Origin of the sequence: Alkalispirochaeta alkalica DSM 8900 (assembly GCF_000373545.1) — a bacterium.
Classification (GTDB): Bacteria; Spirochaetota; Spirochaetia; order DSM-27196; family Alkalispirochaetaceae; genus Alkalispirochaeta; species Alkalispirochaeta alkalica.
Genome location: NZ_KB891736.1, coordinates 54,150 through 76,617 on the forward strand (window position 1 = coordinate 54,150; position 22,468 = coordinate 76,617).

The following is a 22,468-nucleotide window of genomic DNA, read 5'->3' on the forward strand; positions in this document are numbered from 1 at the left end:
TTGAAAGGTACCCAATGGTCAACAATATCACCGTTTCGTCTGCCGGGGTTCTTTTCTTTTTCTCTCTCGCTCTCGTTGTCGTCCTTGTCTCTTTTGCCCGTCTCTGCAACCGCGACGACGCCAGACCGCTCATCCTGGCGGCTCTCATTCTTCTTGTCCGTGACGGGATCATCTGGTTTGTGCCCCTGCCTCTCCTGGTCCAAAGGCTTGCCCTTTCCTGGGGATTCGCCGGGGCCTTCCTCTGCTTCATCGCCTGGACGGGGTTTTACCGGCGGTCCAACAGGACGCTCTGGACGGCGATCGCCCTCGCCCTTGGAATAGGGGCCTTGTGTCTTCTCTTCCCCGCAGGAGCGTATCGGCGGTCATTTTTCCTGCCGTCGCTTCTGGCGGGGCTCGCGGGGATCGCCCTGTTCAGGGTAGACAGATACAATCTCTCCTCAGCCCGGGAGGTCGAGGAGGTGCGCCCCCATCTGGGAACAGCCCTGGCAATCAGCGGCTTGGCGCTCCTCTTGTGGCCGCTGGCATCGGGAGGTGCTCAGGTCGGCCTTCTTCTGGCAGGGACACTGCCCCTCTGGTCCACCGGAGGCGCTTTCATCCCCGGCGCAATCAGGGCGTTCCAGCGGGAAGTCCGGTTTCAGCAGCAGAACACCGATTATATCTTTGATTTTATGTCGAAGGTGGGTGATCTGCGGGAGAAAGATACCCGCCTGATCCTCGATCCCGCGCTGGAGACGATCCTGCGTGCTACCCGTGCCGATTCTGGTGTCGTAGTCACCAGACTGGACGGCGATTTCCGGGTTCGTGCGGTACACGGGTTTTTTCCGCCTCCCTTTCCGGTGCCCGACATTGTGAAGACAAAACTCCAGGGTCTCCGCAATTTCCTGACTCAGGTGCCTGTGAGTTTCGTGACACCGGTCTGGGGTGATGTCCTCAGGACAGGAGAGGCGGTTCTCGTTCCCGAGGCGGCCAAACATCCTGATCTGGCGGGCCATGCCCGGGATCGGGTGTTACACCTGCGTTCCTTCATGACCCTTCCCCTGATTGTGAACGGCGGAGTATGGGGCCTTGTGTCGATCGCCCGCCGTGATGATCCCCAGCTTTTCAACCGGGCCGATCTCTCTCGAGCTCGGAGCATGGTGAATTTTGTGGCCCTGGCCATGGAAAACTACACCGCCTACGCGAAACTTCTCCAGGCCCGGCGGGTCGAGCGCGATCTGGAAATCGCCGCCACCATACAGGAATCCTTTCTGGCTCCCTCCGATGTCAGGGCTGCGGGGGTCGAGATCGCAGCGGTCTGTCGTCCTGTTCGGGGCGTGGGGGGGGACTACTACGATATTGTCTCCCTCGGTGCCAGCCGGGTAGCGCTCATCGTGAGCGATGTAGCGGGCAAGGGGGTTCCTGCGGCGCTGGTGATGATGATCGTCCGCACTGCAGCCAGACTCGCCCTGGAAGAGACAGCCGATGCAGGGGAAGTCCTTCGCATGATTAATACAGCCGTGAGTGGCAGTGTCGGTGAGGACCGTTTTGCTACGGTGGGAATCGTGATTGTCGACACAGTCCGGGAAGAGGCCGCTGTGGCGAGCGCAGGACATCACCCGCTCCTGCTGCTCACCCCCGAGGGCACGGTTCGGGGAGAGTGCGATGTCGAAGGGCTTCCCGTAGGGATCGAGCAAACGGCGAGCTATCCTTCCCGGACTGTTCCCTTTCCGGCGGGTTCCTGGGGTGTTCTCTACACCGACGGATTTCTGGAAGCGGTCAACCGGCAGGGCCACGAGTTTGGTCTTCAGCGGTTGGTGGGGGCCCTTCAGCACGGGGCCGGATCTTCGGCCGAGGCCTCGCCCGGGGCCAGGGCTGTTCTGGACGGGGTTGTCTCGTCAGTGGCTGCCTTCGCGGAAGGAGCTGCTGCCCAGGATGACATGACGATGGTTGTCTTTCGTGGCCAGGGCTAGACCTTCCCGAGCAAAGTGAGCATGTAGAGTTCCAGGTAGGTCTCCAGTTCCTTTCGGCGCTTGATACGCTCGAAGGAGCTGGAAGCCGCAATTTTTTCGGCGAGATCCTTGATATGCTCCGGCGTCGGTGGCTGAAGCGAGCGGTCGTAGCGTCGACGGCGCAGGACGTCACGGCAGAGGGTATTCACATCCTGCACGAGGTTTTCGTGGGCCCTGGGATCTATCAGGGGGTTCCAGGACTGCCGCAGCTGGTCGAGCCGCTCCTGGGGAGTCTGGCCGGGTGAAAGATACCGCGACTGAAGCTCGGCGATGTGCGCCTGGAAGTGCTGTTTCCTGCCCCGGCCACTGGATGGGCGAGGGGGCGCCTTTTTCTTCTGGTTCGTTTCTTTTTGTCTTTTCCTGTGATCCGTGGAGGAAAACATCGCCCGGAAGAGCCGGATGATGCTTCCCAGGACCGGGATCACCATCCAGAAGGGGAGTTGTATTCGGGCATCACGGTAGACCTCTTCCCGGGTGATTCCGAGGATCGATGACCAGCTCCGGAGGGAATGCTTCGAACGGTCGATCATGGCCATGGCGCTCGTTTTTTCGTGGTGGGGCAGCTCCTGGCCGTCCACGACGAGAAAGAGCGTCTTGAACGAGGCCAGGCCGTAGAGGAGGGGGAACTCCTGGCGGACCTGCTCCAGAAGCTCAAATTCGAAGGCGGCATCATCCTTGTGCCAGTCTTCGCTCTGGTCGTTCTGCAGTTCCGAGAGCATCCGGTGCGTCAGGGAGCGGCGCAGAACCGGAGTGGCTGACTGGACCAGGCGGAGCAGGAGCGGAACGTACTGGGCCGAGTGCAGGATGAGACCTTTTTTCTCGGGGGTGTCTATGGAAACGAGTTCCGAGATATCCTGTTCTGAGGGGCGTTTCAGCATCTCCTCTATCCATGTCTCGATATCGGAGCGGGCGATCTTCTTTGTCAGGAGCACGCCCCGATCATCGGTAAGCATATAGAGGTCATGAAGTTCGAACACGTAGGGCGGTTTCTGGAGGTGCTTCCGAAGGACCTTCCGGGCTTCTTCCCGCTGCAGGTCCTTTTGGATCCGTGTCTTGTGGTGCACCACGTAGTAGCCCAGGAGGTACGCTGCCTGGCAGAAGGCGTGCTCCCGGTCCAGCTTCTCCCCTTTCTGGGCGTATTCCTTGATGATCATGCTGGACATCTGGGTCCAGAAGTGAAACTGGAAGTCGTTGGGTTTCAGGATCGACTGGAGGGCCTCGTTCGGGCGAATTTGGGCAGTTTCTATCTCGTCCCTGACCAGCATTTCCCGGTTTCGGAAGATAGCCCTCAATTTTGTTTCCATAAAACTGGCGGCGTTATCGCTGCGCAGATAGTCCCTGATCTTTGCAAGGACCAGCGGAAGCATCTGTTCCCGGAGAGATCGCACGGTAGTTATCAAGGGGTTTATTCCGTCGGGAAAACGGAGCCGGAGAATCTGCCCCGGTTCTTCTCCCTCCGATTCGATCCAGTGCATCAGATTCTCAGCTACTGCTACGGTCTGAACGATGTGTGACGGAATGGCTACGGGAATGTCCTCCTCGGCCGGAAAGGAGAGGGTCCGGTCATCGTTCATGCGGGTGTACCACCGCTGGATTTCGGCCGTATAGAAGGCGCTGTAGTATATGGAAGAGGGGAGTAACGACGCAGGATCGCGGGTAAGTTCGATGACTCCTGCCTGCTCCAGCTGTTCCAGATGACCCAGAAGCAATCCCTGTGATTCCGGTCCCAGGAGGAGTTCGAGTTCGGGGTGATCCTCCTGGTAGCGGCGTACGAAAGATGGAATATACTCCCTGAGTGACATCAGGGAAAAGCGCGGAGCTCGTACGTGTCGAGCGTAGCGGTGTATGATCTTCTGAACATCCCGAACAGTGGCCATGGTTACTCCCTTTTTTCTCTCCAGCCTGCATTGTACGAAGAGAGAAGCCTCAGGGCAACAATAATTCCTGCGGGTTCTACAATAAACCCGGGGATCGCATAATAAAATTGACACTTCTCTTGTGCCCCGGCTACACTTACCTCATGAATGACCGTAGCGGGCTGACCCTTCTTCTGCTTCTCTTTCTTGCAAGTCTTGTGGTTGGTCTGTCAGGGTGTGCCTCGGTTGAGTCTGGAGACGATCCGGAGGAGCCCTTCCTGCAGGAAGAGTTCCGTCCGGAACCAGAACCTGAGCTGGAGCCGGAACCAGAACCCGAGCCAGAACCCGAGCCCGAGCCAGAACCCGAGCCAGAACCCGAGCCAGAGCCGGAACCTGAACCGGAACCTGAACCAGAGCCGGAACCAGAACCCGAGCCTGATCCTGAACCCCCGGTGGTATCGGAGGCTGTGTATGACAGGACCTTTCTGGAGGTGGAGGAAACAATTCTTGAGCTGAACGACATTATCCGGCGCAGGGATTTCTCCGCCTGGAAGGATCGTCTCACGGAGCAGTACGTTCGGGTGTACTCGGACCCTGAGACGCTTCGTCTGAATTCCCAGAGCACCGTGCTGGTGCGTAACAACATTGTCCTGCGATCCTTGCAGGACTACTTCACCTTTGTCGTCGTTCCCAGCAGGGCAAACGCCCGACTCGATGATCTGGTCTTCCTCAGTGAGGACGTGGTGGAAGCTATTATGGTTATCAACGAACGGCCTTACGTGTTGTACCTGTTGAAAAATGTTAATGACGTCTGGAAGATCGATACCTTTTAAGGTATAGTTTTTTGGTATAGTTCGCTTCAGGGAGATGAGGGACACAATGAAAATGAGATACGTGCTGCTTGGTTTGGTGCTGATGGCGCCCCTTTGGGTTATGGCGGAAGAGCAGGAAGGGGCTCCGGGCAGAACTATTGAGGATTTGTTTCTGAGTCAGGACATCGAGCTTCAGATCCTCCGCAGTCAGGCACTCGGAACAGATCCCGAAATGAAGCGTCTGGCGCTTCGCAGTATACGCGCCATGGTAGAGCAGGGGGTCACCTCGGACGGGGTTTTTGTGGTCCTCGAAGCTCTCGCCTCCGAGGGTGTTTCCAGGCAGGTTCGCTCCCAGGGGGCGATCGTAAACAACTTCCCCCTGATCAGGAGGGAGGCCACGGAGCTTCTCGGACAGGTAGGGGGGGAGCGGGCAAAAAATACCCTGCTCAGGGTTCTTCGCGATGACCCCGAGGTGGTCGTTCTGGCCGAGGCAGCGTACGCCCTGGGCTCGATCGGGCTGAACCAGAACAACGAGGTATCGGATTATCTGGTGCACACCCTCCTGCGGGAAAATGCCCGGTCTACTCCGGATAACAACCTGGCTTACTCGATCGTCATTTCTCTGGAGCGTCTCTCCGAGGCCAACGGGGGGCTCGCCAACCCGGAGGTAATCAACGCACTGATCGAGACAGCTTCGAGTCCCTACATACGAACGGTGCGTATGCGTGCCGTCGATGCAATCGTGAATATGAGGGATCACGGTCGCTGACCGAACCATGTCGCACCGCTTCTTCTCGTTCCTTTCCACCGCTTGGCGGGTGGTCCGGCTTGGGGTGCTCTTCGTCTTGCTGGTGATCTTTTTCTCCCACGCCGTGGTGAAGCACGCCGCCGAGGGAAAGATCATCACCGATCCCCGGGAGCTTCCTGCCGGTTCGGTTGTTCTGCTCCTGGGAACGAGCCGGTATACCCGGTCGGGTGCGCCTAACCAGTTTTTCCACCACCGTATCCAGGCTGCTGCCAGAGCCTACGAGACGGGCCGGGTTTCCGCCATCGTCGCCAGTGGGGACAACTCGAGCGCCGGCTACAACGAGCCCCTGAGTATGTACAACGCCCTGCGTGAGGCTGGCGTAGACTCCTCGGCGATCGTGCTGGACTACGCCGGGCTTCGCACTCTGGATTCGGTCTGGCGGATGCAGCATGTCTTCGGTCAGGATCAGTTTGTGATTATTTCCCAGCCCTTTCACGTAGAACGGGCTCTCTTTATTGCCGGTCATCACGGGATCGGGGCCACGGGTCTCGGGGCCGAAAATGCCACGGGGGCGCTCCACTTCTATGTTCGCCTGCGGGAGTATTTTGCACGGGTCCAGGCGGTGCTCGATGTGTATCTCTTCCGGACGGAGCCCGAACAGACGGAACAGGGTTCTCCCATTGAGTTTACGCCCCCTTTCGACGTAGAATCGGCGCCATGAAAAGGGTGCTGAATCTTCCCTGTGCAGGAGGGGGAACCTACACCGTAGAGCCCGAGAAAATTATTGCCCTGGGGCTGAACTATCACGACCATATCCAGGAGAGTCTCTCCGTGAAGGTCCAGGGGTTTGGGACCGATGTTCCTCCGGAACCGGTTCTCTTTCCCAAGTTGCCCTCATCGATCATCGGTCCCGGCGAGGCGATTCGACTTCCCCGGATTCTGGAGGACTATTCTTTCCAGGAGGAACGGACCGATTACGAGGGAGAGCTGGCCATTATTATCGGCCGGGAGGGCTGTGACATCCCCCCCTCTCGTGCCGGGGAGTACATCTTCGGCTTCACCTGCGCTAACGACGTCTCCCAGCGCAATCTCCAGAACGGGGATCGTTCAGGATGGTTTCGGGGGAAATCGTTCGATACCTTTCTTCCTTTGGGTCCCCGGATTGTACCAGCCGCCGAGATGCCGAATCCCCAGGATCTGGAAATAATAACCCGACGCAACGGCCAGGTGGTACAGAAGGGCTCCACGGCCCGGATGATCACGCCCATCGGGGAGATTATCTCCTTTATCTCCCGCAACTTCACCCTGCGTGAGGGGGACATCATTCTCACGGGAACCCCCGCCGGGGTCGGCCCCCTTGTACACGGCGATGTAATCGAGGTGGAGATTCAGGGTATCGGTGTCCTCCAGAACCCCGTTCTTGACCCCCGGTGCCCGTAGGTACGGACGGCATGGATTCACATTACCGCTCGTTTTTCGAGACCCTGGGTTTGCCAAAACTTCAGGTTCACCACCCCCTGAATCATTTCGATTTTCGGCGCCCCGGGCGGGTGATCCTCGTCGTGGGGCCCATGGGTGCCGGCAAAACCGCCTTTGCCGCCCAGGTCTGGCGGGATTCCCGGATTGTTCTGAAAAAGAGCGATTCCGTCCGGGCGCTTACCCGGCCTTGTGGATCGAAAGCTGATCTTCGGCGGGTCTTTTTTCTCCGTTCCCGCCTGGATAAGCGCCGCTTCGAGGGCTCCCCTGAAGATGTGCTGACCTACCGGGGAGGCTGTGAACAGCTGGGAGGATCTATTGCCGATATCAGCAGTTCCTTTGAGCTCGAGCGGGTTGTGGAGGAACACCCCGAGACAGGGACCTGGATCCTCGATGAGGCCTCCTTCTACGATGAACGCATCGCCTACGTTATCCGCCGTCTCACGGCGGAGCGAGGGCTGGTTTTTATTCTGCCCACGCTGATCCTTAACTTCCGGAATGCCCTTTTCAACGATACGGCGGGTCTTCTGCTGGATGCTGCCCGGGATGTCTTTCCCCTCACCGCCTACTGCGAGCACCCGGACTGTCTGGAAGACTCCAGCTACACCTACCGCTACTATGTGAGGGACGGTCTGGAGTGTCCGGCCTTCTATTTTGATCCCCTGATTATCGTGGGCGGAGATCAGCAGCACGATGACGGCCTGGAACCAAACTACGCCACCCGGTGTGGCGGGCATCACGTCCTGCCGGGCAAGGAATACACTTATCTTGTTCTGAAACCTCTCGGTGAGAGGGCCGCTGCGGGCGATCTGGGGGATCTGCGGCAGGAGTTGAGACTTCTCCACAGCGACCCGGACCACTCAGCTCTGGGGCAATGGATATACCAGCACCATCGGGGGGAATCCGAGCGGGACCAGTTGTGCAGAAACGCTCTGGTTGTGCCTCGTCTGGCAGAACGAGCTCTGGTCTATCTCTTTGCAGAGCAAAACCTTATAAGCGAACAGGTGTTGCGGGATCTTGTGAAGGATCTTGATCTGGACAGAAGTTTTCTGGTGCAACGCCTCGCCGATAACAGAAGGCCCCTCGATTTCTCATGCGATCCCCCGGCGCTGCCCCGAGCGCCCCGGGAGGATCACAAAGCCGAAAATCGGGTCTGAAACGAAAGGAATCTCGAGCCTATGACAAATGAACTGCTCTGGTTGGCCCTGTTGGTGCTGAACTTTGGTCTTATCATCCTGGCCTGGTATTTTTGGGGGAAGCCAGGTCTCCTGGTCTGGATCGCGATCGCCGGAATTACGGCGAATCTTCAGGTGAGCAAGACGGTGATTCTCTTCGGGATGACCGCTACCTTGGGGAATATTGTCTACGCCGGATCCTTCCTGGCCACGGATATTCTCTCGGAACGGTTTGGGAAGAAGTGCGCCACCCGGGGTGTCTGGATCGGATTCTTCTCGATCCTGGCCTTCACGGTCCTGATGCAGCTGGCTCTTCTCTTTGCCCCGGCTCCCTCGGACGAGATGCAACTTCACCTGGTAGCGCTGTTTGGACTGCTTCCCCGGATTGTTCTGGCCAGTCTTGCTGCATATCTGGTGAGCCAGTCCCACGACATCTGGGCGTTTCAGTTCTGGAAGAAGCGTTTTCCCGGCCCGCTCTGGCTCAGGAACAACCTGAGTACCGGTGTGAGCCAGCTTATAGACAGCCTGGTGTTCACCCTGATCGCTTTCCTGGGTGTTTTCCCGGCGGGGGTGATGGTGGAGATCGTGATAACCACCTATCTGTTCAAGCTTGTGGTGGCGCTCCTGGATACACCGTTTCTCTATCTCGCTCTGGCCCTGCGTCCGCAGGAAGGCGCGAGCCCCGCGTCGGGTGAGGAATAAGACCCGATCGGCTCCGCTCCCGGCGTCTGCCGGGAGCCTGGAGGGCCCGGGTATCGGAACGATTTTTCGGGACTACTCTTTCCAGGGAAAGATCATTCCCCGCAGTGTTCGCTTGCCGATCCGTTCCCGGTCTTCGTAGAGGAGCGCATCCCAGGGGATTGGGGATTTGGGGTTCCCGGTTTCTTCCAGGTGATCGTATTTGTACAGCCGGAGCTTCAGCGCCGCCTGGTACCAGAGGGCGATCCCCGCTGCGCCGGGAAGCAAGAAGGCCGTAAAAGTCGAGAGCAGAGCGATTACGGCGGCGCCCAGGGCAATGGCGATGGTGAAGAAGGTGTTGTCCAGGGTAAGCAGGAAGGATTTCTTCAGGACAGCCAGGGGCTGTCCCGTGAGCCTGGCCCGCACGGGCAGGACGTACTGAAGGGCAAGCCACCAGATAAGCGACATCCAGAACAGAATCGCCAGGGCAAAGATGCTGAAGAGATTTCCCAGGGCTGTGTAGACCGGGACGGCCACCAGCAACAGTGCAACGTGGAGTATCACAGCTGCCCCCAGGGAGAGTGTCACCGGAAGGAACTGTCGCAGGGGGGAGAAAAAGGAACTCCATTCCAGGCTTTCGTAGTCGACAATTGCTCGGGCAACGCCTGCCATTCCTCCGATGTAACAGAAGACCAGAAAAACTCCGACCACCAGGGCGCTTATACCGGCGGCGGCGCCGTAGGGAGCCACTGCTGCGGGAAGAAGGATCGGGAGCGCCACCACGGCGATGAACCCCAGGTTCAGAAGCATCACGGGCAGGAAATTATCCCAGAGATCAAAAAAGGATTTCTTTATCAGGAAGCCAAACATGGCGGCAGTATACGCCTTCTGACGCGGGAAAAGAAGCCCGTCGGCGGGATTTCTCAAGCCCTGTGGTAAATTATTCTGCCTGCCTGCCTGCCTGCCTGCCTGCCTGCCTGCCGTATGTTTATATTCCGGGACGCTTGCCTCGTAAAGGTAGTGGAAATGTCAGTAGATGGGTTATACTGACTGGTGTTATGAAAATTCGACGGCTCCCTTTCGTTTTCCCGGTCTTTTTGTTTTTGGGGGGTGTTGCTGCGCTTCCTCTTTCCCTGGTCTCGCCCTCGCTTCCCGGGGTTTCTGCTCTGGAGATTGATCGTTCCGAGCTGGAGGCGGTCTCGGGAGCNGATATCGAGTTTGAAAGCTTCCAGGGAGAGGTCCAGCAGTTCGACAGCGACCAGGCCATACGCGGTATCGGGTCTGCCCTGGGTCAGGAGGCCACAGGGGAGGGTACCTTTAATTATTTCAACCGCTACATTCTTCGGCGTGTCATCGGAGATCCCCTGGACCGGCGACGTGCTGCTGATATCATGGAATTTTCCCCCGATGCGAGGGTTGATCACATCGAAAATGTGCGCCGCATCCTCTCGGGGTTCCTCGTGGGAGCCTGGGGGTACCAGCGTGGCGATGCGGATCTCCTGGCCCGGTTCATCACGATTTACAACGCCGTTCATCGTGGCGACATGGCCTTNTTTGAGGCCCGCTACCGCGAGGCTGTGACAGAATCGCTCGACCCGGAGCGNGTCGGCATTGCGCTTTCCTACCGGGAGTGGCCCGGCATGACGCAGATGGTAATTCCCTTGAGAGGCGACCGTGGTCCCGGTGATCTCGATGCGGTCGACCCCGGGCAGCTTGTGGGGCCCGCCGTTATTGGAGATCTCCGGAGCCGGGCCGATCTGGGTATCGATGAACGTAAGGCGATCATCGAGTTCATCGAACGGGTGGTAGAAGTTCGTCTCGATGAGATATCCCGGGAGCGGGCCGCTATTGAGGAAGAGCGGGAAGAGATCGCTCTCAGAAGAGAGGATCTGCAGGAAGACCGTGAGCCTCAGCCGGAGGTTGAACCCGATGAAGAGCTCCCCCAGGTCACCCCCGCTGCCCCGATCCCCGGGGAGGCCCCGCCCGGAGAGATCGGGGAAGAGCCTGATGATCCCGAAGAGGCCGAGCCCCGGATTTCTTTGACTGATGAGGTAGACAGAGACGAAGAGGAGCTTCTCCGGGAGCGTGAGGANGCTCTNGACCGGCGGGAGGAAGTCCTCCAGGCCGAGGAGGANGAACTCGAGGTCCTGGTGGATCAGCTCGAGGAACTCTATCAGGAAACTGCCCGGGACCAGGCTGCGTTGAGNGAGAGGGNCGCTCCGCCGGAGCTGGTTCCCTTTGTCCTGTCCGACGGACGGGGTGGCTACGAGATCGCCGTGGTGAATCTTGATGGTCCTGCCCTGGAGGAGCGACAGATCGTTCCNCTGGCAGGGCGTCACGTTCTGGAGTATCGGGNCGGGNTACTGGTAGTTCATCGGGGGACCAGACGAATGCTTCTTCTGGANCCGGCATCGCTCGCNGTGCGNGCCGAGAGCGAGCGTTCCGTGAGGCCCGGGAGCAGGATCGTGGTCCAGGGCGATGCAATTCTCACGGTGATCGAAGAGGAGGGGGCTGCCTTTGTAGGCGAGTTTGACTCGGGGCTCGTTCTTCTTCGCCGTTCGGCCGATGCGGTGAATCCCGACACCGACATTGTCGTGCGGGGGGATCAGGTGCTGGTTCAGGGAGTTCAGGGAGACCTGCGTCTTCTGAGACTCCAGTAACACCAGGGGGCCCGGNAGGATCGGGAGCCCCCCTGCACCGTAGCTGATTGGGTGCACGGAAAGGGGTGGGGCGGTGCCGGGCCTTGAGGGGGCGCTCCCCCCGGATATTCCTGGGACGCCCCGCAGAGCTCGCTACCGCTATTCCTCGGGGGTGGGGGGAAGGATTTCTTCCGCCTCATCCTCGGAGGTCTTCCCGCGGCGCGAAACCCCGAGGCGCGACAAAAAACGGAACGGAGCCGTTATGGCGTGCCAGATTCGGCTACCCAGGCCAGCCAGGTATCGCCCAAGGCGTTTCAGCCCCGAGGGGTTGCGGATGCGGTCAAGTCTCAAAAGCGCGTCAGCCATCTCGTCGCTGGTGAACTCCTTGCGAACGGCGTTCTCGTCGAGTTCCATCTGGAGGAGCTCCTCCTGGGTGTTGCCGGAAAGAACAGTGCAGTCGATCTCCTGCCAGCCGAGCAAGCGGGCGGCTTCCAGACGGCGGTGTCCGGCGATCAGCGTCAGATCTTCCGTGACCACCAGGGGATGGAGGAGGCCGTTCTTGCGGAGGCTCGCAGCGAGTGAATCGAGGTTTCCCAAATCCTGCCGCGTCCGGTTTCGTGTTCGTATCGATGAGACAGCTACCCGTCTTACTTCCCTGTCGCTCATGTGGTTCGCTCCCTTATCTCCAGCTGATCCATCGGGGGTTAGTCCAGCANGGGATTCACCCCGCCTCCATCATCCCACGGAGCGGGTGCAAGATCAAGTTGATCCCGGAGTATGTTCAGCGGTATTTCATCGCCATCCANGTCNTCCTCATCAGAATCCTCGGGGATGATAACCCGCCCGGCCGTCCGCTCCCGGCGGCCTTCGGGGGAAAGATCCAGGCTGAGATCAAGCTGGCGATGCAGGGCAGGACCCGAGCTGTCCAGGGAGAAGCTTGCCCGGTCCAGGGATGTCCGGAGGCGGCTTACCAGCTCAGGAGCCTGCTGCTGTGCAAACTGCTCGCTCCGGTCGAACTGGGTGGGCTGTGTTCCTGCGATGAAGACCTCCCGGATTGTTCGGCCTGAATAGTCCGCTGGAGGCAGAAGACCCTGTCGCGCCGTAACGGTTGCCTCGACAATGCCATCGGGGCGGACAAACTCCCGGGANGGAAGTCCCCGGTGGATGTCTTTCATGTACTGTCCCCAGACAGGCCCGGTGGTGATAGCTCCGGTCTGGTTCACGCCCAGGCTGTTTGTTCCACCCCGGTCAAAACCGAACCAGACAGCGGTGGTGTAGTAGGGGGTATATCCCACGGTCCAGGCGGCTCGCCAGTTCTGGGTAGTNCCCGTTTTTCCTGCCGTGGGGTGATCGAAGCCCCCCGCCATATTTCGGGCGTACCGCAGGGTCCCGCTGGTGACGGTGGTCTGAAGCATATCGGTGATGACATAGGCCGCCTGGGGGCTGATGATCGGTTGATGAGCACCGGTTCTGCGGTCCTCGCGGCGAACTTCTGCCTCGGGCTCCAGGATAACGCGGCCCGTTCTGTCCTCAATATACCGGATTCCCAGAGGAGTCCGGCGCCTTCCCTGGCTCGCCAGGGCGCTGTAGGCACTAGCCATCTCGATCGGTGAAACCTGAACTGTCCCCAGGGAGACAGGGTAACGTCGCTCGAAGCCCCGGGCGGATCGTTCAGCCTCGGGGATGCCCAGGAGGCGGGCGGGAATATCCAGACCAGCGGAAAATCCCACCATGTCGAAGATCTTCACCGAGGGGACGTTCATGGACCTGGCCAGGGCGTAACGGGCCAGGACGGGGCCCACCCACTCGCCCCGGAAGTTCCGTGGTGCGTAGGGTTCTCCGTTGTCAGCGGTAAAGACCATGGGGGCGTCGTAGATCATGGTTGCCGGTGTGATCACTCTCTGATCGATCGCTGCGGCGTAGTACAGGGGCTTGAAGGCCGACCCCGGTTCCAGAGCTCCGCTCAAGGCCCGGTTGAACTGGTTCCGCGATTCAAACTCGCGCCCTCCTACCATAGCCATGATATGGCCCGTATCGTTTTCCAGTGTGATCAGGGCACCCTCTACGGTTGAGCGCAGTGAAGAAGTTCGCCTTCGTGCGTAAGATTCCCGTGTGGCGTGGCGGAGCGGGTCCTGCCCGGTGCCAAAGAGCAGGGTGATCGCATCGATCAGGGGATTTATCTCTTCCTGGTATTCCTGGCGGGCTCGATGTCGTTGCTTCGAGTGACCAACTTGCAGGTTGGGGGCGTCAAAGCCGAGAGCGAGGAGCTCGATAACCGGAACGAGGTCATCCCCNCGGGAGACGCGGGAGGCGATGTTCTGGCGGTACACGCTGTTTGCCCGGGCGAGCCCCGTTCTGACGTGACGATCGGCTGCTTCCTGAAAGTCCAGGTCCAGCGTTGTATGAACCACGTAGCCGTCGGTATTGACGTTAAGCGTCCCCAGGAGNTAACGGTTTTCCAGTTCGTAGCGAATGTACTCGGAGAAGAAGGGGGCCCGGTCTTCGCGCTCGAAAAAAGCTGTGGAGGTATTGGCCCTGGTAAAATCGTAGGTGGACCAGTATTGCTCCATGCTCAGGTCGACCTCGTCCTGGGTGGCGTAGCCAAGATCGACCATCCTGTTCANGATCACCCGCTGCATGTTCCGGGCCTGGTTGGGACGCCGGATGGGGGAATAGAGCGAAGGATTNGCCAGCTGGATCACGAGCATGACCGATTCTGCTACAGTGAGGTCCCGGGCCGAGTGGCCGAAGAAGAACTGGCTCGCTGCCTCAACCCCGTAGTTTCCGTGGCCAAACCACATCCTGTTCAGGTAGGCTTCGAGTATCTCGTACTTTGTCCAGTGTCGTTCGAGCTGCAGGGCCCACCAGAGTTCTACGACCTTTCGGTAGAGTGAGAAATCGTTCCGGTCGGCGTAGAGGTGCCCCGCGAGCTGTTGGGTCAGGGTGGACCCTCCGGAGACGTAGCGGTTTGTTACCAGGTTCCACGCTGCCCGGGTGGTTCCCCGGATGCTGAACCCCCGGTGGTCGAAGAAGGTCTGGTCTTCCCGGGTAATAAGGGCGTAAATCAGATGGCGGGGCAGTTCATCAATGGTGATGAGCTCCCGGTTCTCGTCGGAAAAGAACTCCGTGATAAGTCTCCCGTGGCGGTCGAGAATCTGCGACGGAAGGGCCGATTCCTGATCGTGCAGGCTCTCCAGGTCCCTGATATTTTCTATCGATGCGATTGCCAATCCGGTGACGACGCCCATGGCGAGAACGGCTGTTGCCAGCACGCCAATAAGAATGGCCAGGGCAGTTTTAAGTCTTCGGTCCATAGGGAGACTCTACGGACGAATACAAGTTCGTGTCAACATTAACCGGACTCCTCCGGCNGCGAGGCCGGGATCGGGGACAGATATGTGCCNCGCCTGTTTCGGGGCAGTGATCGGGAGCGGAGAGGAGTGACGAAACACAGAACGNGAGATCACAGGGGATAATTCACAGGGAGAAAAAAATGACCGGTTCGGCAGAACCGGCCAAGAGCATCGGCCCGATATAGTAAACTGGGAGGGGAACTATCCCGGGCTCCGATGGTATCTTTATCGTCTCTCGCCGGAGCCGACTTTAGCACATGCCGAAACTTCAGCGTTCTTCGATCAGAACATCCAGATCCAGCCCCACCTCGTAGCGCTTGTGGGGTTTGAGAAGAACCGATCTGCTGATAAAGAAATCACCCAGACCGATAAAGAGCATGTAGCGCCCGGGAGGCCGTTCCAGCGGGGNTTCTNCGTGGAGGGGAAGGAGTTCTCCATCGAGNAANACCTCGGCCACCGAGGGAAGCCGAAAGACAAGAAACGAACGTGGCTCGTGGGGTTCCAGGATAATCCTGGTGGTGGTGGCCCTCTCGACCCCTACGTTCTGAAGGTGTTTCAGGTACTGGCCGGCCCGGGCCTCAAGTTGATATATGCCGGGAGCAAGAAAGGAGAGGGNGCCAGGNAAAATCTCCCTCCCCTCCAGGCTGAGAGAGAGGAGGGGGCGTGNTTCTTCCAGCAACGCTTCATCCCCGTCCAGATCAATAACAACCCCTCCGAGGGGAGGAACGACCGGTTCTACCCGCAGGAGGTGGGAGTAGTCTCCCCGGCCCGGGAGGAANCCCTTCGCTGCGGGTACCATCTGGAGGGCCAGAGCACCCCGGGAGAGATCTGCCGTGGCTGAAACGTCGTCCAGGGCAGGGATGGTTTCGCCTGTGGCGGGGCGGGATGAGGTAATCCCGATCGTTACGGTCTCGCTGNGGCCGGGGTGCAGAGGAATCCGGGCGAGCCTGCGNCCGGATAACGAAACATACCCGGGCGTGTCCTCCAGGAGTTCCTTCGGGGGAGGATCGACGTCACCGAAGACCAGCAGGGAAAACCCGCCGGGAGGATACCCTCGGGGCAGGGGGGCTGCGGTGATGCGAAGACCCTGGAGGTAGGGAAAATCTTCCTGGCCCAGAAGCAATACCACGGTTCCCCCTTCAAGGTGAAACTCCATCGGCTCGGCTGATGAAATTGTTTCCATCGCTGTAACCTCACCGCGGAGGGCCTGCCCCTGCACCGGGAAGAGGGAATACAGGGTCAGAAGAACTGTGGCAGGGAGAATTCCGGGGATCGGGAATGAAAGCCTTCCGGTCTGTTTCATTGGATTAAGGGCTCCGGATCCAGGGGAGTTCCCCGGTGAAGAATCTCGAAATGGAGGTGAGGCCCCGTGGAGAATCCGGTGCTTCCCACAGTACCCAGACGCTCGCCAGCTGCAACGGATGCTCCCGGTTTCACCAGAGCTTCCTGCAAGTGAGCGTAGACCGAGGTGTAATCCCCGCCGTGGTGAACTCTCACGGAGAGTCCGTAGAGGGGGTCTCGCTCTACGGATGCGACCACACCGTCGGCGCTGGAACGGACGGGTCGACCAAAGGGTGCTGCAATATCCAGGCCACGGTGAAAGGACCGGGCCCCCGTCATGGGGTGACGGCGATAACCGTAGGGAGAGGAGAAGACTCCTTCGGGAAGGGGGTTGCGGAAGGCCGGGCGGAGGAAGAGGTCCCGCTCGCGGCGAGTAAAATCCTCCTGCGGGACGAACTTGAGAAGTCGGGAGAGGGGGTCCCTCTCTCCCGAATCGGGAACAATCATCTCCCGGCTCTGTGGTGCCTCTGACAACCGCCGGATCATCTCTTCTTCCAGAGGGGTCTCGGGGTGAGGAGGAAGGAACAGCCCCGGCCGGGAAGGGATATAGAGAGGTTTCCCCGGAGCGATCACGGGGCGGGAGAGCCGGTTCAGGGTGGCGATCGAGCTGTAGGGAAGCATCAGGCTGGAAGCAACCGAGAAGAGGGTGTCTTCCCGGGATGGAAGGTACCGCAGGATCTGCAAGGGCGGAGGGGCTTCGCCCCGGGACCGGTTGTCCCGGTATTCGGCGAGGATCTCCTGATGTTGCAGGTAGATCGGGTCATCCCTGTCCAGACGGAGGATCGTCTCCTGGGCAGGCAGGAGCGCTGCTGTTCCCGTCAGCAGGACGATCAGGGCAACGAAGAGAGCCGGAGCGGGACCTCTCTGGACGGGGGAAGGACAGTGCATGGATCAGAACCTCCCGGGATGCCTCCGTGGAGACCCCAAGCCCCAGGCGATACGCCCCGAGAGGAGAAGCGCTCCCGCCAGAGCCGGGGCGGGGGAACTTCGGACGAGTCCGGTCAGGAGCAGGACCACAGCCAGAAGAGTCATCCCTCTCAGAGGCAGGGGGGCCTTTCCTGCTTTTTCGCTTTCCCTGGCGAGGCGGGAACGGTACCGCTGCCGATAGACCAGCGCACCCCCGGCCAGCAGAAGTGCCAGTACCAGGGCGTTAAAGATGCGCGGGGTTCTCGTCGCCAGAAACCAGACGGGTGCCGTTGTGAGGGCGCTCGCTACAACGAGAGCTGCCAGAGTGGCGATAGCCCGGGATGCGCGCTGCAGGAGCATCCCATACCCGCACAGAAGCGTTGTCGCAGTATGTTTCACGGGAAATCAGTCTCCTCTTTACCAGTCTTGCTTCCGCCTTCACCAGTCCCGCTTCCAGCCCCTCTTCTTGCCTCCTGGCCGTTCCCGATGCCTTCCCCGAAAGAGCCCTCTTCGAGGATAGAGTCATCTTCGGGGATGGAGGAAGACTCAGCCGGGGCGAGGAGCTGTTTCCGCTGCTGGCGGAACGAGAGGGCCTCCTCGTCGCGGCCCAGGCTGAGGGCGACCTCTTCCAGGGCCTCCAGGGACCGGATCGCTCCCGAGCGGTTGCGAATCGCCAGATACACCCGCAGGGCGCGCAGATGATACTGGTAGGCCTCGTGATTCCGGGCGAGGCCTTCGTGAATGCGTCCCAGGGCAAAGAGGGTCTCCGCGATTCCGGGGCTGTTTTCTGCGCGCTTGTCGTAGGTCAGGGCCTGGTACGCTTCCTGGAGTGCTTCTTCGTGCCGGCCCTGCCGCGATGCTACCGAGGCCAGCATGTAGTGGTTGCTCGCGAGTTCTCCCCAGAGGCCTCGTTCCTTGTTCATGGCCCGGGCCTTTTCCAGATACTCCCGGGCCGTTTCAAAGGCCCCCTCCCGGGCGTGGAGGGTGGCAATGCTGTGATACAGGATCGCGCTGGCTGGTGCCTGGCCAGCTTCTACCGCTTCAAGGGCGCTGCGGAAAAAAGTTCGGGCCTGGAGGCTCTCACCCGACTGCAGAAAGGTCACGCCCAGATTCACCTGGGCCTGCATCTGCAGTTCTGCCTCCTGGGCCAGTCTGGCGAAGTCCAGGGCTGTCTCGAACCGTTCCCGNGCTTCCTGAAGATCCCCCACAGCGAGGTANACCCGGCCGAGGGAGTTCTGGGCCTGGGCAATTCCCGGCAGGTGGTCTACAGCGGTGTTCTGCTCCAGGGCCAGTGTAAANAATCGCAGGGCAAGATCGTAGTTTCCCAGGGAGAGTTGCTTGTTGCCGAACTCGGCGTAGCGGGCCGCCTGGTTTTTCCGGGCGGTCTCAAACTCCGGGGTGGCCGGTTTGGAAGCGCACCCNCCCAGGACTCCCGCCATAACGATCATGATCAGACCCAGGGNAATCGGAACACCCNGCAGGGGATTCAGAGGGGAGNTCCCCCGGATGAGGAGNAAGCCCTTCCGGGGGGGCTTGAGGGTTCTTTCAGAACTGTGCATCGCGGTGACTCCGGAAGGTCGACGGCTGGGGCAACTCCGGGGGGATACCCCGTCGTATCAGGGGATTATTGCTCAAGCCCTCCAGAACATCCTGGGTGATTCCCAGGGTCTCGCGGCTCTCCTCAAGAATGCCGGCGATCTGGGGCTGCGACTGGTTTGCAAAGATCGCGAGTTCGTTGACCTCGGACAGGGAGGCGTTAATGCTCTTCAGGATCTCCTCGATCTCGTCAAAGATGCGGTTGTCGTCCCTGAGAAAGGTGGTAATGGACCCGTCGGCGTCGAGCAGGCGGGGTATCAGTCCCGTGGGGTCCTGAAGTTCTGCCGTGGTCTGCTCCAGATTACCCGCTATAACGGCGGTGCTTCCCAGAATATCGAGCGTCGGTTTTCGTGTGGCAGCCAGGGTTTTCTCGAGCTCTGCCTGAATCATCACCGTCCGGGCCAGGGCCTGGCCCAGGGGTTCCGTTGTCTCTCCCGCCAGGGCCAGATTCACGTGATGCATCGTCTGGTCCAGGGAGGTCATCAGCTCGGTCATACTGCGCAGAGCGGGTTCGATCTGGGCCATGATGCGGGCCATCTCGTCCGTGGCGGGAGGAACCTGGACGAGCCCCTCCTGAACGAGTCGCTGCCCCATGGAGCTGTTGATCGCCGGCACCAGGCTGTGTTCGTCCAGAGGAGTAGCGGTATCCCTGCCCTGATAGAAGACCAGGAGGTTTCCCAGCCCCAGGGGGCTCGCGATCAGGTGGAGAACGCTGTTTGGCACGACCCGATCCTTGTAGGTGTCCTGGACGTAGAAATCGACGCGTACGTAGTCCTGCTCTTCCAGAGAGATATCGGTTATCCGGCCGATGGGAAAGCCCTTGTATCTGATGGACATGCCGACGCTGAGCCCCTCTGCCGTGGGAAAGAGACTGTAGAACTCGTAGTTTCGGGCAAACCACCGCTGGTTTGCACCCATGGAGACAATTATGCCGACGATGAACAGCAGAGCGCCCAGAGAAAAAACCCCCACCACCTGCTGGGCGAAACGAATGCGAAACTTCACCAGTTCCTCCCCGGGAGTGCAACTCCCCGATCAGCCAAAGGGGCTTTCATCTTCCCCTCCCAGAATTTCTTCTCCCAGAATACCAAGTATATCAGTATCGTAGGCGGTGCTCAAACCCAGCACGCCCTGGAGTATTTCCCGAACCCGGGGGTTCCCGGCGCGGGTGCTGTTATGGGCCGTGTCAAAGAAGATCACCTCGCCCCGGTCGATCAGGAGGAACCAGTCGGCGAGCCGGGCGGCAATAGTGCTGTCGTGGCTTGCAATCACCAGGGTTTTGCCCTGCCTTTTCAGGTCCTGAAGAATCTCCAGGAGGTTCTGCTGGGTCGCGGTGTCCAGGCCATTGCTGGGCTCGTCAAAGAAGCAGATATCGGGATGTGTNATGAGTGCTCTCATGATTCCTGCCATCATCTGGTTCCCGCTGGAAAGGCGAGCCGGACGAAGGTCGAGAGACTGATAGAAACCGATCCGTTTTGCCAGATGGGCGATTCGTGCCTCGATCTCTTCAGGGGGAAAGCGTGGGGTATTGTACTGGAGAGGGAGGGAGAGATTCTGGCGAAGGGAAAGATTCTGCCACAGTGCGGCATCCTGGAACACAAAGCCCTGACGGGTGCGCATCTTTCTGAGTTCCCGGTCGGAAATCTGCTGGAGGTCCCTCCCGTCGAGGTGGATTCTGCCCGNGCTGAGAGGGATGATCCCGGCCAGTATTTTCAGGAGGAGCGATTTTCCGGCACCGCTCGGGCCCATGACGAGGACGCAGGNTCCGCTCTCGATCCGGAGAGATGTTTCCTGCAGCAGGGCTTCGCCATTATGCACGAACGAGGCCTTCTCGAGCTCTATAGTCATGAGAGATCTCCTGAATCTGCGAGCCACGCTCCCGCACCGGGGCACCCTGAATCCACCGTTGCTGGAACCACAGGCGAGAGGGATGTTGAACTCCCAGGTGCCGAATCCAGAGCTGCTGGATCCACGGATAATACTAGATCCATAGATAGTAGATGATAGTAAGAAACATGTTCACCGTGATAATCAGGGTGAACCCGCGACCCACACTCCGGATGGCCATGACGGGCACTTCCGTAGAGGACTGTTCGACCTTGAACCCGTAGTAGGTGGCTACCAGGGATATGATCGCTCCCGAGGCGATGCTCTTGGCCAGGGAGATAGCGATATCCGGAAGGATCAGGGCGTTGAGAAGGTTGGAGAAATACTCCCTGGCGTGGATCGTTGTGATCAGGGANGTCACCAGAAAGGAGCCGAGAAGACCAAAGAGGTTGAAATAGAGGTTGAGCAGGACAACCGAGACAACCACCCCGAGGAACCGGGGGACCACGAGATAGCTGATGGGATCGATACCGTTCGCCACGTAGGCCTCGATCTCGTGACTGACCACCATGTTTCCCAGTTCCGTGGAGATGGCGGTTCCCGATCGGGCGGTCACGATGAAGGCGGTGAGGATCGGCCCCAGCTCACGGGTGATCACGGTGATGAGGATCGCGTAGACCAGTTCTCCCTGTCCGAACTGGGGCAGGAGGGTCACTCCCTGAACGATGATGATGGCTCCCAGGCCAAGCGAGAGCAGGGCGATCACGGGGAGGGCCTCCACGCCGGTGAAGAGAATCTGGAGGGTCAGGACCTGGCGGGATCGCTTCTTCAGAAAAAAGAGAACGGTTTCGCGCAGGACCCTGTAGCAGTAGCCCATGGCGTAGAAGAAATCCTGTACTGTGGCAAAAACCCGCGATCCCACGGTCTCGAAAATCATCTTCTGGTCTATTCCTCGCTTTCATACTAGGATAAGAGGAAGACCCCGGCAAGGGCCATCGTTGNGGCATCAGGGTTTCGTGCTTGATTTTTGAATGGTAAGTCGCTACAGTTCATCCAGGGGAGGACCTTTGCCCAAGTCAGTCCGGTACAAAGCCAGTTCAGTTGTCTATTTCCACGGTGATACCGACGAGCGTATCTATATCCTGAAGTCGGGCCGCGTGGTCCTGCGCTCCCAGGATATCGAGACGGGTCAGGAGATTCACGATCTGGTGACAACGGGTGAGTTTTTCGGGGTTCGGAGTGCGCTGGGTCGCTATCCCCGCGAGGAAGATGCCCTGGTCTCCACCGACGCAGAACTCATCCAGTTTTCCGTGACCGAGTTCGAGCAGGTCGTAAGCGCCAACACCCGGATCATCGTAAAGATGCTCAAGGTCTTCTCTTCCCAGTTGCGGCGTATCCACGGGAAGGTCTCGTCCATGCTGAAACAGCAGGATACGATGGATCCCGAGGAGGGGCTGCACAACAGTGCGCTCTTCTACTACAGCACCCGGCGTTTTGATCATGCCCGGTATATCTGGAGNCGCTATCAGGAGCTGTATCCCCGGGGGCGCTACCTCGAGGAAGCCCGGAAAAATCTGGAGCGAATGGGCCACGGTGAGGCCAGCGCCGTGGAAGCAGAGGCTTCCCTGAGGGGGGATCTTTCGGCCAGCCCGGGGGGCANCCGGAAATCATCCGTGGACAACCGTCCCGAGTCTCCGTCGAAACTCTTTTTTGAGGGGGAGCGCGCCTTCTCCCGGGATGACTTCGAGGGAGCGATCGAGCATTTTCAGCGGCTCCTCTCGGCCTACCCCGACGATGAAGAATACGCTCTGAAAGCAAAAATCGAGCTGGGTCGATCCTACTTTGGCAAGGGTGATTACGCCGCTACGGTCCGCCATTTCTCCCGCCTTGTTCAGGCGGTTCCCCGTCTTCCGCAAATGGCCGAGGTACTCTATTACGTTGGGGCAAGTTACGCCCGCAACGGCAACGGGGACAAGGCGAAGGCCTTCCTCGGGAAGGCCCGCTCCTCGGGTGAGGACGACCCTGCCCTGATCAGGAGAATCGACCGGGCTCTGAAGGATATGGAGGGGTAGC

At 59.5% G+C, this 22,468-nt stretch carries 19 protein-coding genes; 9 read left to right on the forward strand and 10 right to left on the reverse strand.

Annotated features, from left to right (window positions below; genetic code table 11):
- Positions 1-14 precede the first annotated feature (14 nt).
- Positions 15-1,949, forward strand: a complete 1,935-nt coding sequence (locus B071_RS0111410) for a PP2C family protein-serine/threonine phosphatase (protein ID WP_018527213.1) — start codon at positions 15-17, stop codon at positions 1,947-1,949.
- On the opposite strand, the gene B071_RS0111415 is transcribed toward B071_RS0111410, so the two are convergent.
- Positions 1,946-3,865, reverse strand: a complete 1,920-nt coding sequence (locus B071_RS0111415; RefSeq protein ID WP_018527214.1) for a hypothetical protein — start codon at positions 3,863-3,865, stop codon at positions 1,946-1,948. The genes B071_RS0111410 and B071_RS0111415 overlap by 4 nt on opposite strands.
- Before the next feature lie 143 nt (positions 3,866-4,008).
- Here B071_RS0111415 and B071_RS19975 point away from each other — a divergent pair, with 143 nt between their 5' ends.
- The 6 genes from B071_RS19975 (at position 4,009) to B071_RS0111445 (ending at position 8,757) form a co-directional block, all read left to right on the forward strand.
- Positions 4,009-4,677: a hypothetical protein gene (locus B071_RS19975; protein WP_051075301.1), complete on the forward strand. Its 669-nt coding sequence runs from the start codon at positions 4,009-4,011 to the stop codon at positions 4,675-4,677.
- A gap of 46 nt (positions 4,678-4,723) precedes the next feature.
- On the forward strand, positions 4,724-5,425 hold the full coding sequence (locus tag B071_RS0111425) for a HEAT repeat domain-containing protein (protein WP_018527216.1): 702 nt from the start codon (positions 4,724-4,726) through the stop codon (positions 5,423-5,425).
- Between the two features lie 64 nt (positions 5,426-5,489).
- Positions 5,490-6,125, forward strand: a complete 636-nt coding sequence (locus B071_RS17330; RefSeq protein ID WP_157703198.1) for a SanA/YdcF family protein — start codon at positions 5,490-5,492, stop codon at positions 6,123-6,125.
- Positions 6,122-6,844, forward strand: coding sequence for a fumarylacetoacetate hydrolase family protein (locus B071_RS0111435; RefSeq protein ID WP_018527218.1), 723 nt, complete (start codon positions 6,122-6,124; stop codon positions 6,842-6,844). Before B071_RS17330 ends, B071_RS0111435 begins: the two co-directional genes overlap by 4 nt.
- An 11-nt stretch (positions 6,845-6,855) precedes the next feature.
- Entirely contained in the window at positions 6,856-8,037 is a 1,182-nt protein-coding gene (locus B071_RS0111440; RefSeq protein ID WP_018527219.1) for a hypothetical protein, read from the forward strand.
- A 21-nt stretch (positions 8,038-8,058) separates the two neighbouring features.
- Positions 8,059-8,757: a queuosine precursor transporter gene (locus B071_RS0111445; protein ID WP_018527220.1), complete on the forward strand. Its 699-nt coding sequence runs from the start codon at positions 8,059-8,061 to the stop codon at positions 8,755-8,757.
- Positions 8,758-8,829: 72 nt separating this feature from the next.
- On the opposite strand, the gene B071_RS0111450 is transcribed toward B071_RS0111445, so the two are convergent.
- Positions 8,830-9,603, reverse strand: a complete 774-nt coding sequence (locus B071_RS0111450) for a hypothetical protein (RefSeq protein ID WP_018527221.1) — start codon at positions 9,601-9,603, stop codon at positions 8,830-8,832.
- Between the two features lie 188 nt (positions 9,604-9,791).
- Here B071_RS0111450 and B071_RS0111455 point away from each other — a divergent pair, with 188 nt between their 5' ends.
- Positions 9,792-11,393, forward strand: coding sequence for a P83/100 family protein (locus tag B071_RS0111455; RefSeq protein ID WP_018527222.1), 1,602 nt, complete (start codon positions 9,792-9,794; stop codon positions 11,391-11,393).
- 138 nt (positions 11,394-11,531) lie between these two features.
- On the opposite strand, the gene B071_RS18605 is transcribed toward B071_RS0111455, so the two are convergent.
- From B071_RS18605 to B071_RS0111500, 8 genes are all read right to left on the reverse strand, one after another.
- A complete protein-coding gene (locus B071_RS18605) occupies positions 11,532-12,038 on the reverse strand; it encodes a ParB N-terminal domain-containing protein (protein WP_018527223.1) in 507 nt (168 codons plus the stop codon).
- Positions 12,039-12,076: 38 nt separating this feature from the next.
- Entirely contained in the window at positions 12,077-14,686 is a 2,610-nt protein-coding gene (locus B071_RS0111465) for a penicillin-binding protein 1A (RefSeq protein WP_018527224.1), read from the reverse strand.
- Positions 14,687-16,024: 1,338 nt separating this feature from the next.
- Positions 16,025-16,954, reverse strand: a complete 930-nt coding sequence (locus B071_RS17340) for a M23 family metallopeptidase (protein ID WP_018527226.1) — start codon at positions 16,952-16,954, stop codon at positions 16,025-16,027.
- 3 nt (positions 16,955-16,957) lie between these two features.
- Complete coding sequence (locus B071_RS0111480; RefSeq protein ID WP_157703200.1) at positions 16,958-17,371, reverse strand: hypothetical protein; 414 nt, start codon at positions 17,369-17,371, stop codon at positions 16,958-16,960.
- Entirely contained in the window at positions 17,368-18,531 is a 1,164-nt protein-coding gene (locus B071_RS0111485; protein ID WP_018527228.1) for a tetratricopeptide repeat protein, read from the reverse strand. Before B071_RS0111485 ends, B071_RS0111480 begins: the two co-directional genes overlap by 4 nt.
- The gene (locus B071_RS17345) at positions 18,518-19,573 is read right to left on the reverse strand and encodes an MlaD family protein (protein ID WP_018527229.1); all 1,056 of its coding nucleotides are present in this window, start codon (positions 19,571-19,573) and stop codon (positions 18,518-18,520) included. Before B071_RS17345 ends, B071_RS0111485 begins: the two co-directional genes overlap by 14 nt.
- 30 nt (positions 19,574-19,603) lie before the next feature.
- Positions 19,604-20,416, reverse strand: coding sequence for an ATP-binding cassette domain-containing protein (locus tag B071_RS0111495; protein ID WP_018527230.1), 813 nt, complete (start codon positions 20,414-20,416; stop codon positions 19,604-19,606).
- Positions 20,417-20,549: 133 nt separating this feature from the next.
- Positions 20,550-21,332, reverse strand: a complete 783-nt coding sequence (locus B071_RS0111500) for an ABC transporter permease (protein ID WP_018527231.1) — start codon at positions 21,330-21,332, stop codon at positions 20,550-20,552.
- 94 nt (positions 21,333-21,426) lie between these two features.
- On the opposite strand from B071_RS0111500, the gene B071_RS0111505 reads away from it, so the two are divergent.
- Positions 21,427-22,467, forward strand: coding sequence for a cyclic nucleotide-binding domain-containing protein (locus B071_RS0111505; protein WP_083914904.1), 1,041 nt, complete (start codon positions 21,427-21,429; stop codon positions 22,465-22,467).
- Position 22,468 lies beyond the last annotated feature (1 nt).

Bases quoted from the DNA above. Each gene is read 5' to 3' on its own strand.
- B071_RS0111410 (WP_018527213.1), top strand. From the start codon at position 15: ATGGTCAACAATATCACCGTTTCGTCTGCCGGGGTTCTTTTCTTTTTC.
- B071_RS0111415 (WP_018527214.1), bottom strand. From the start codon at position 3,865: ATGGCCACTGTTCGGGATGTTCAGAAGATCATACACCGCTACGCTCGA.
- B071_RS19975 (WP_051075301.1), top strand. From the start codon at position 4,009: ATGAATGACCGTAGCGGGCTGACCCTTCTTCTGCTTCTCTTTCTTGCA.
- B071_RS0111425 (WP_018527216.1), top strand. From the start codon at position 4,724: ATGAAAATGAGATACGTGCTGCTTGGTTTGGTGCTGATGGCGCCCCTT.
- B071_RS0111435 (WP_018527218.1), top strand. From the start codon at position 6,122: ATGAAAAGGGTGCTGAATCTTCCCTGTGCAGGAGGGGGAACCTACACC.
- B071_RS0111440 (WP_018527219.1), top strand. From the start codon at position 6,856: ATGGATTCACATTACCGCTCGTTTTTCGAGACCCTGGGTTTGCCAAAA.
- B071_RS0111445 (WP_018527220.1), top strand. From the start codon at position 8,059: ATGACAAATGAACTGCTCTGGTTGGCCCTGTTGGTGCTGAACTTTGGT.
- B071_RS0111450 (WP_018527221.1), bottom strand. From the start codon at position 9,603: ATGTTTGGCTTCCTGATAAAGAAATCCTTTTTTGATCTCTGGGATAAT.
- B071_RS18605 (WP_018527223.1), bottom strand. From the start codon at position 12,038: ATGAGCGACAGGGAAGTAAGACGGGTAGCTGTCTCATCGATACGAACA.
- B071_RS17340 (WP_018527226.1), bottom strand. From the start codon at position 16,954: ATGCACTGTCCTTCCCCCGTCCAGAGAGGTCCCGCTCCGGCTCTCTTC.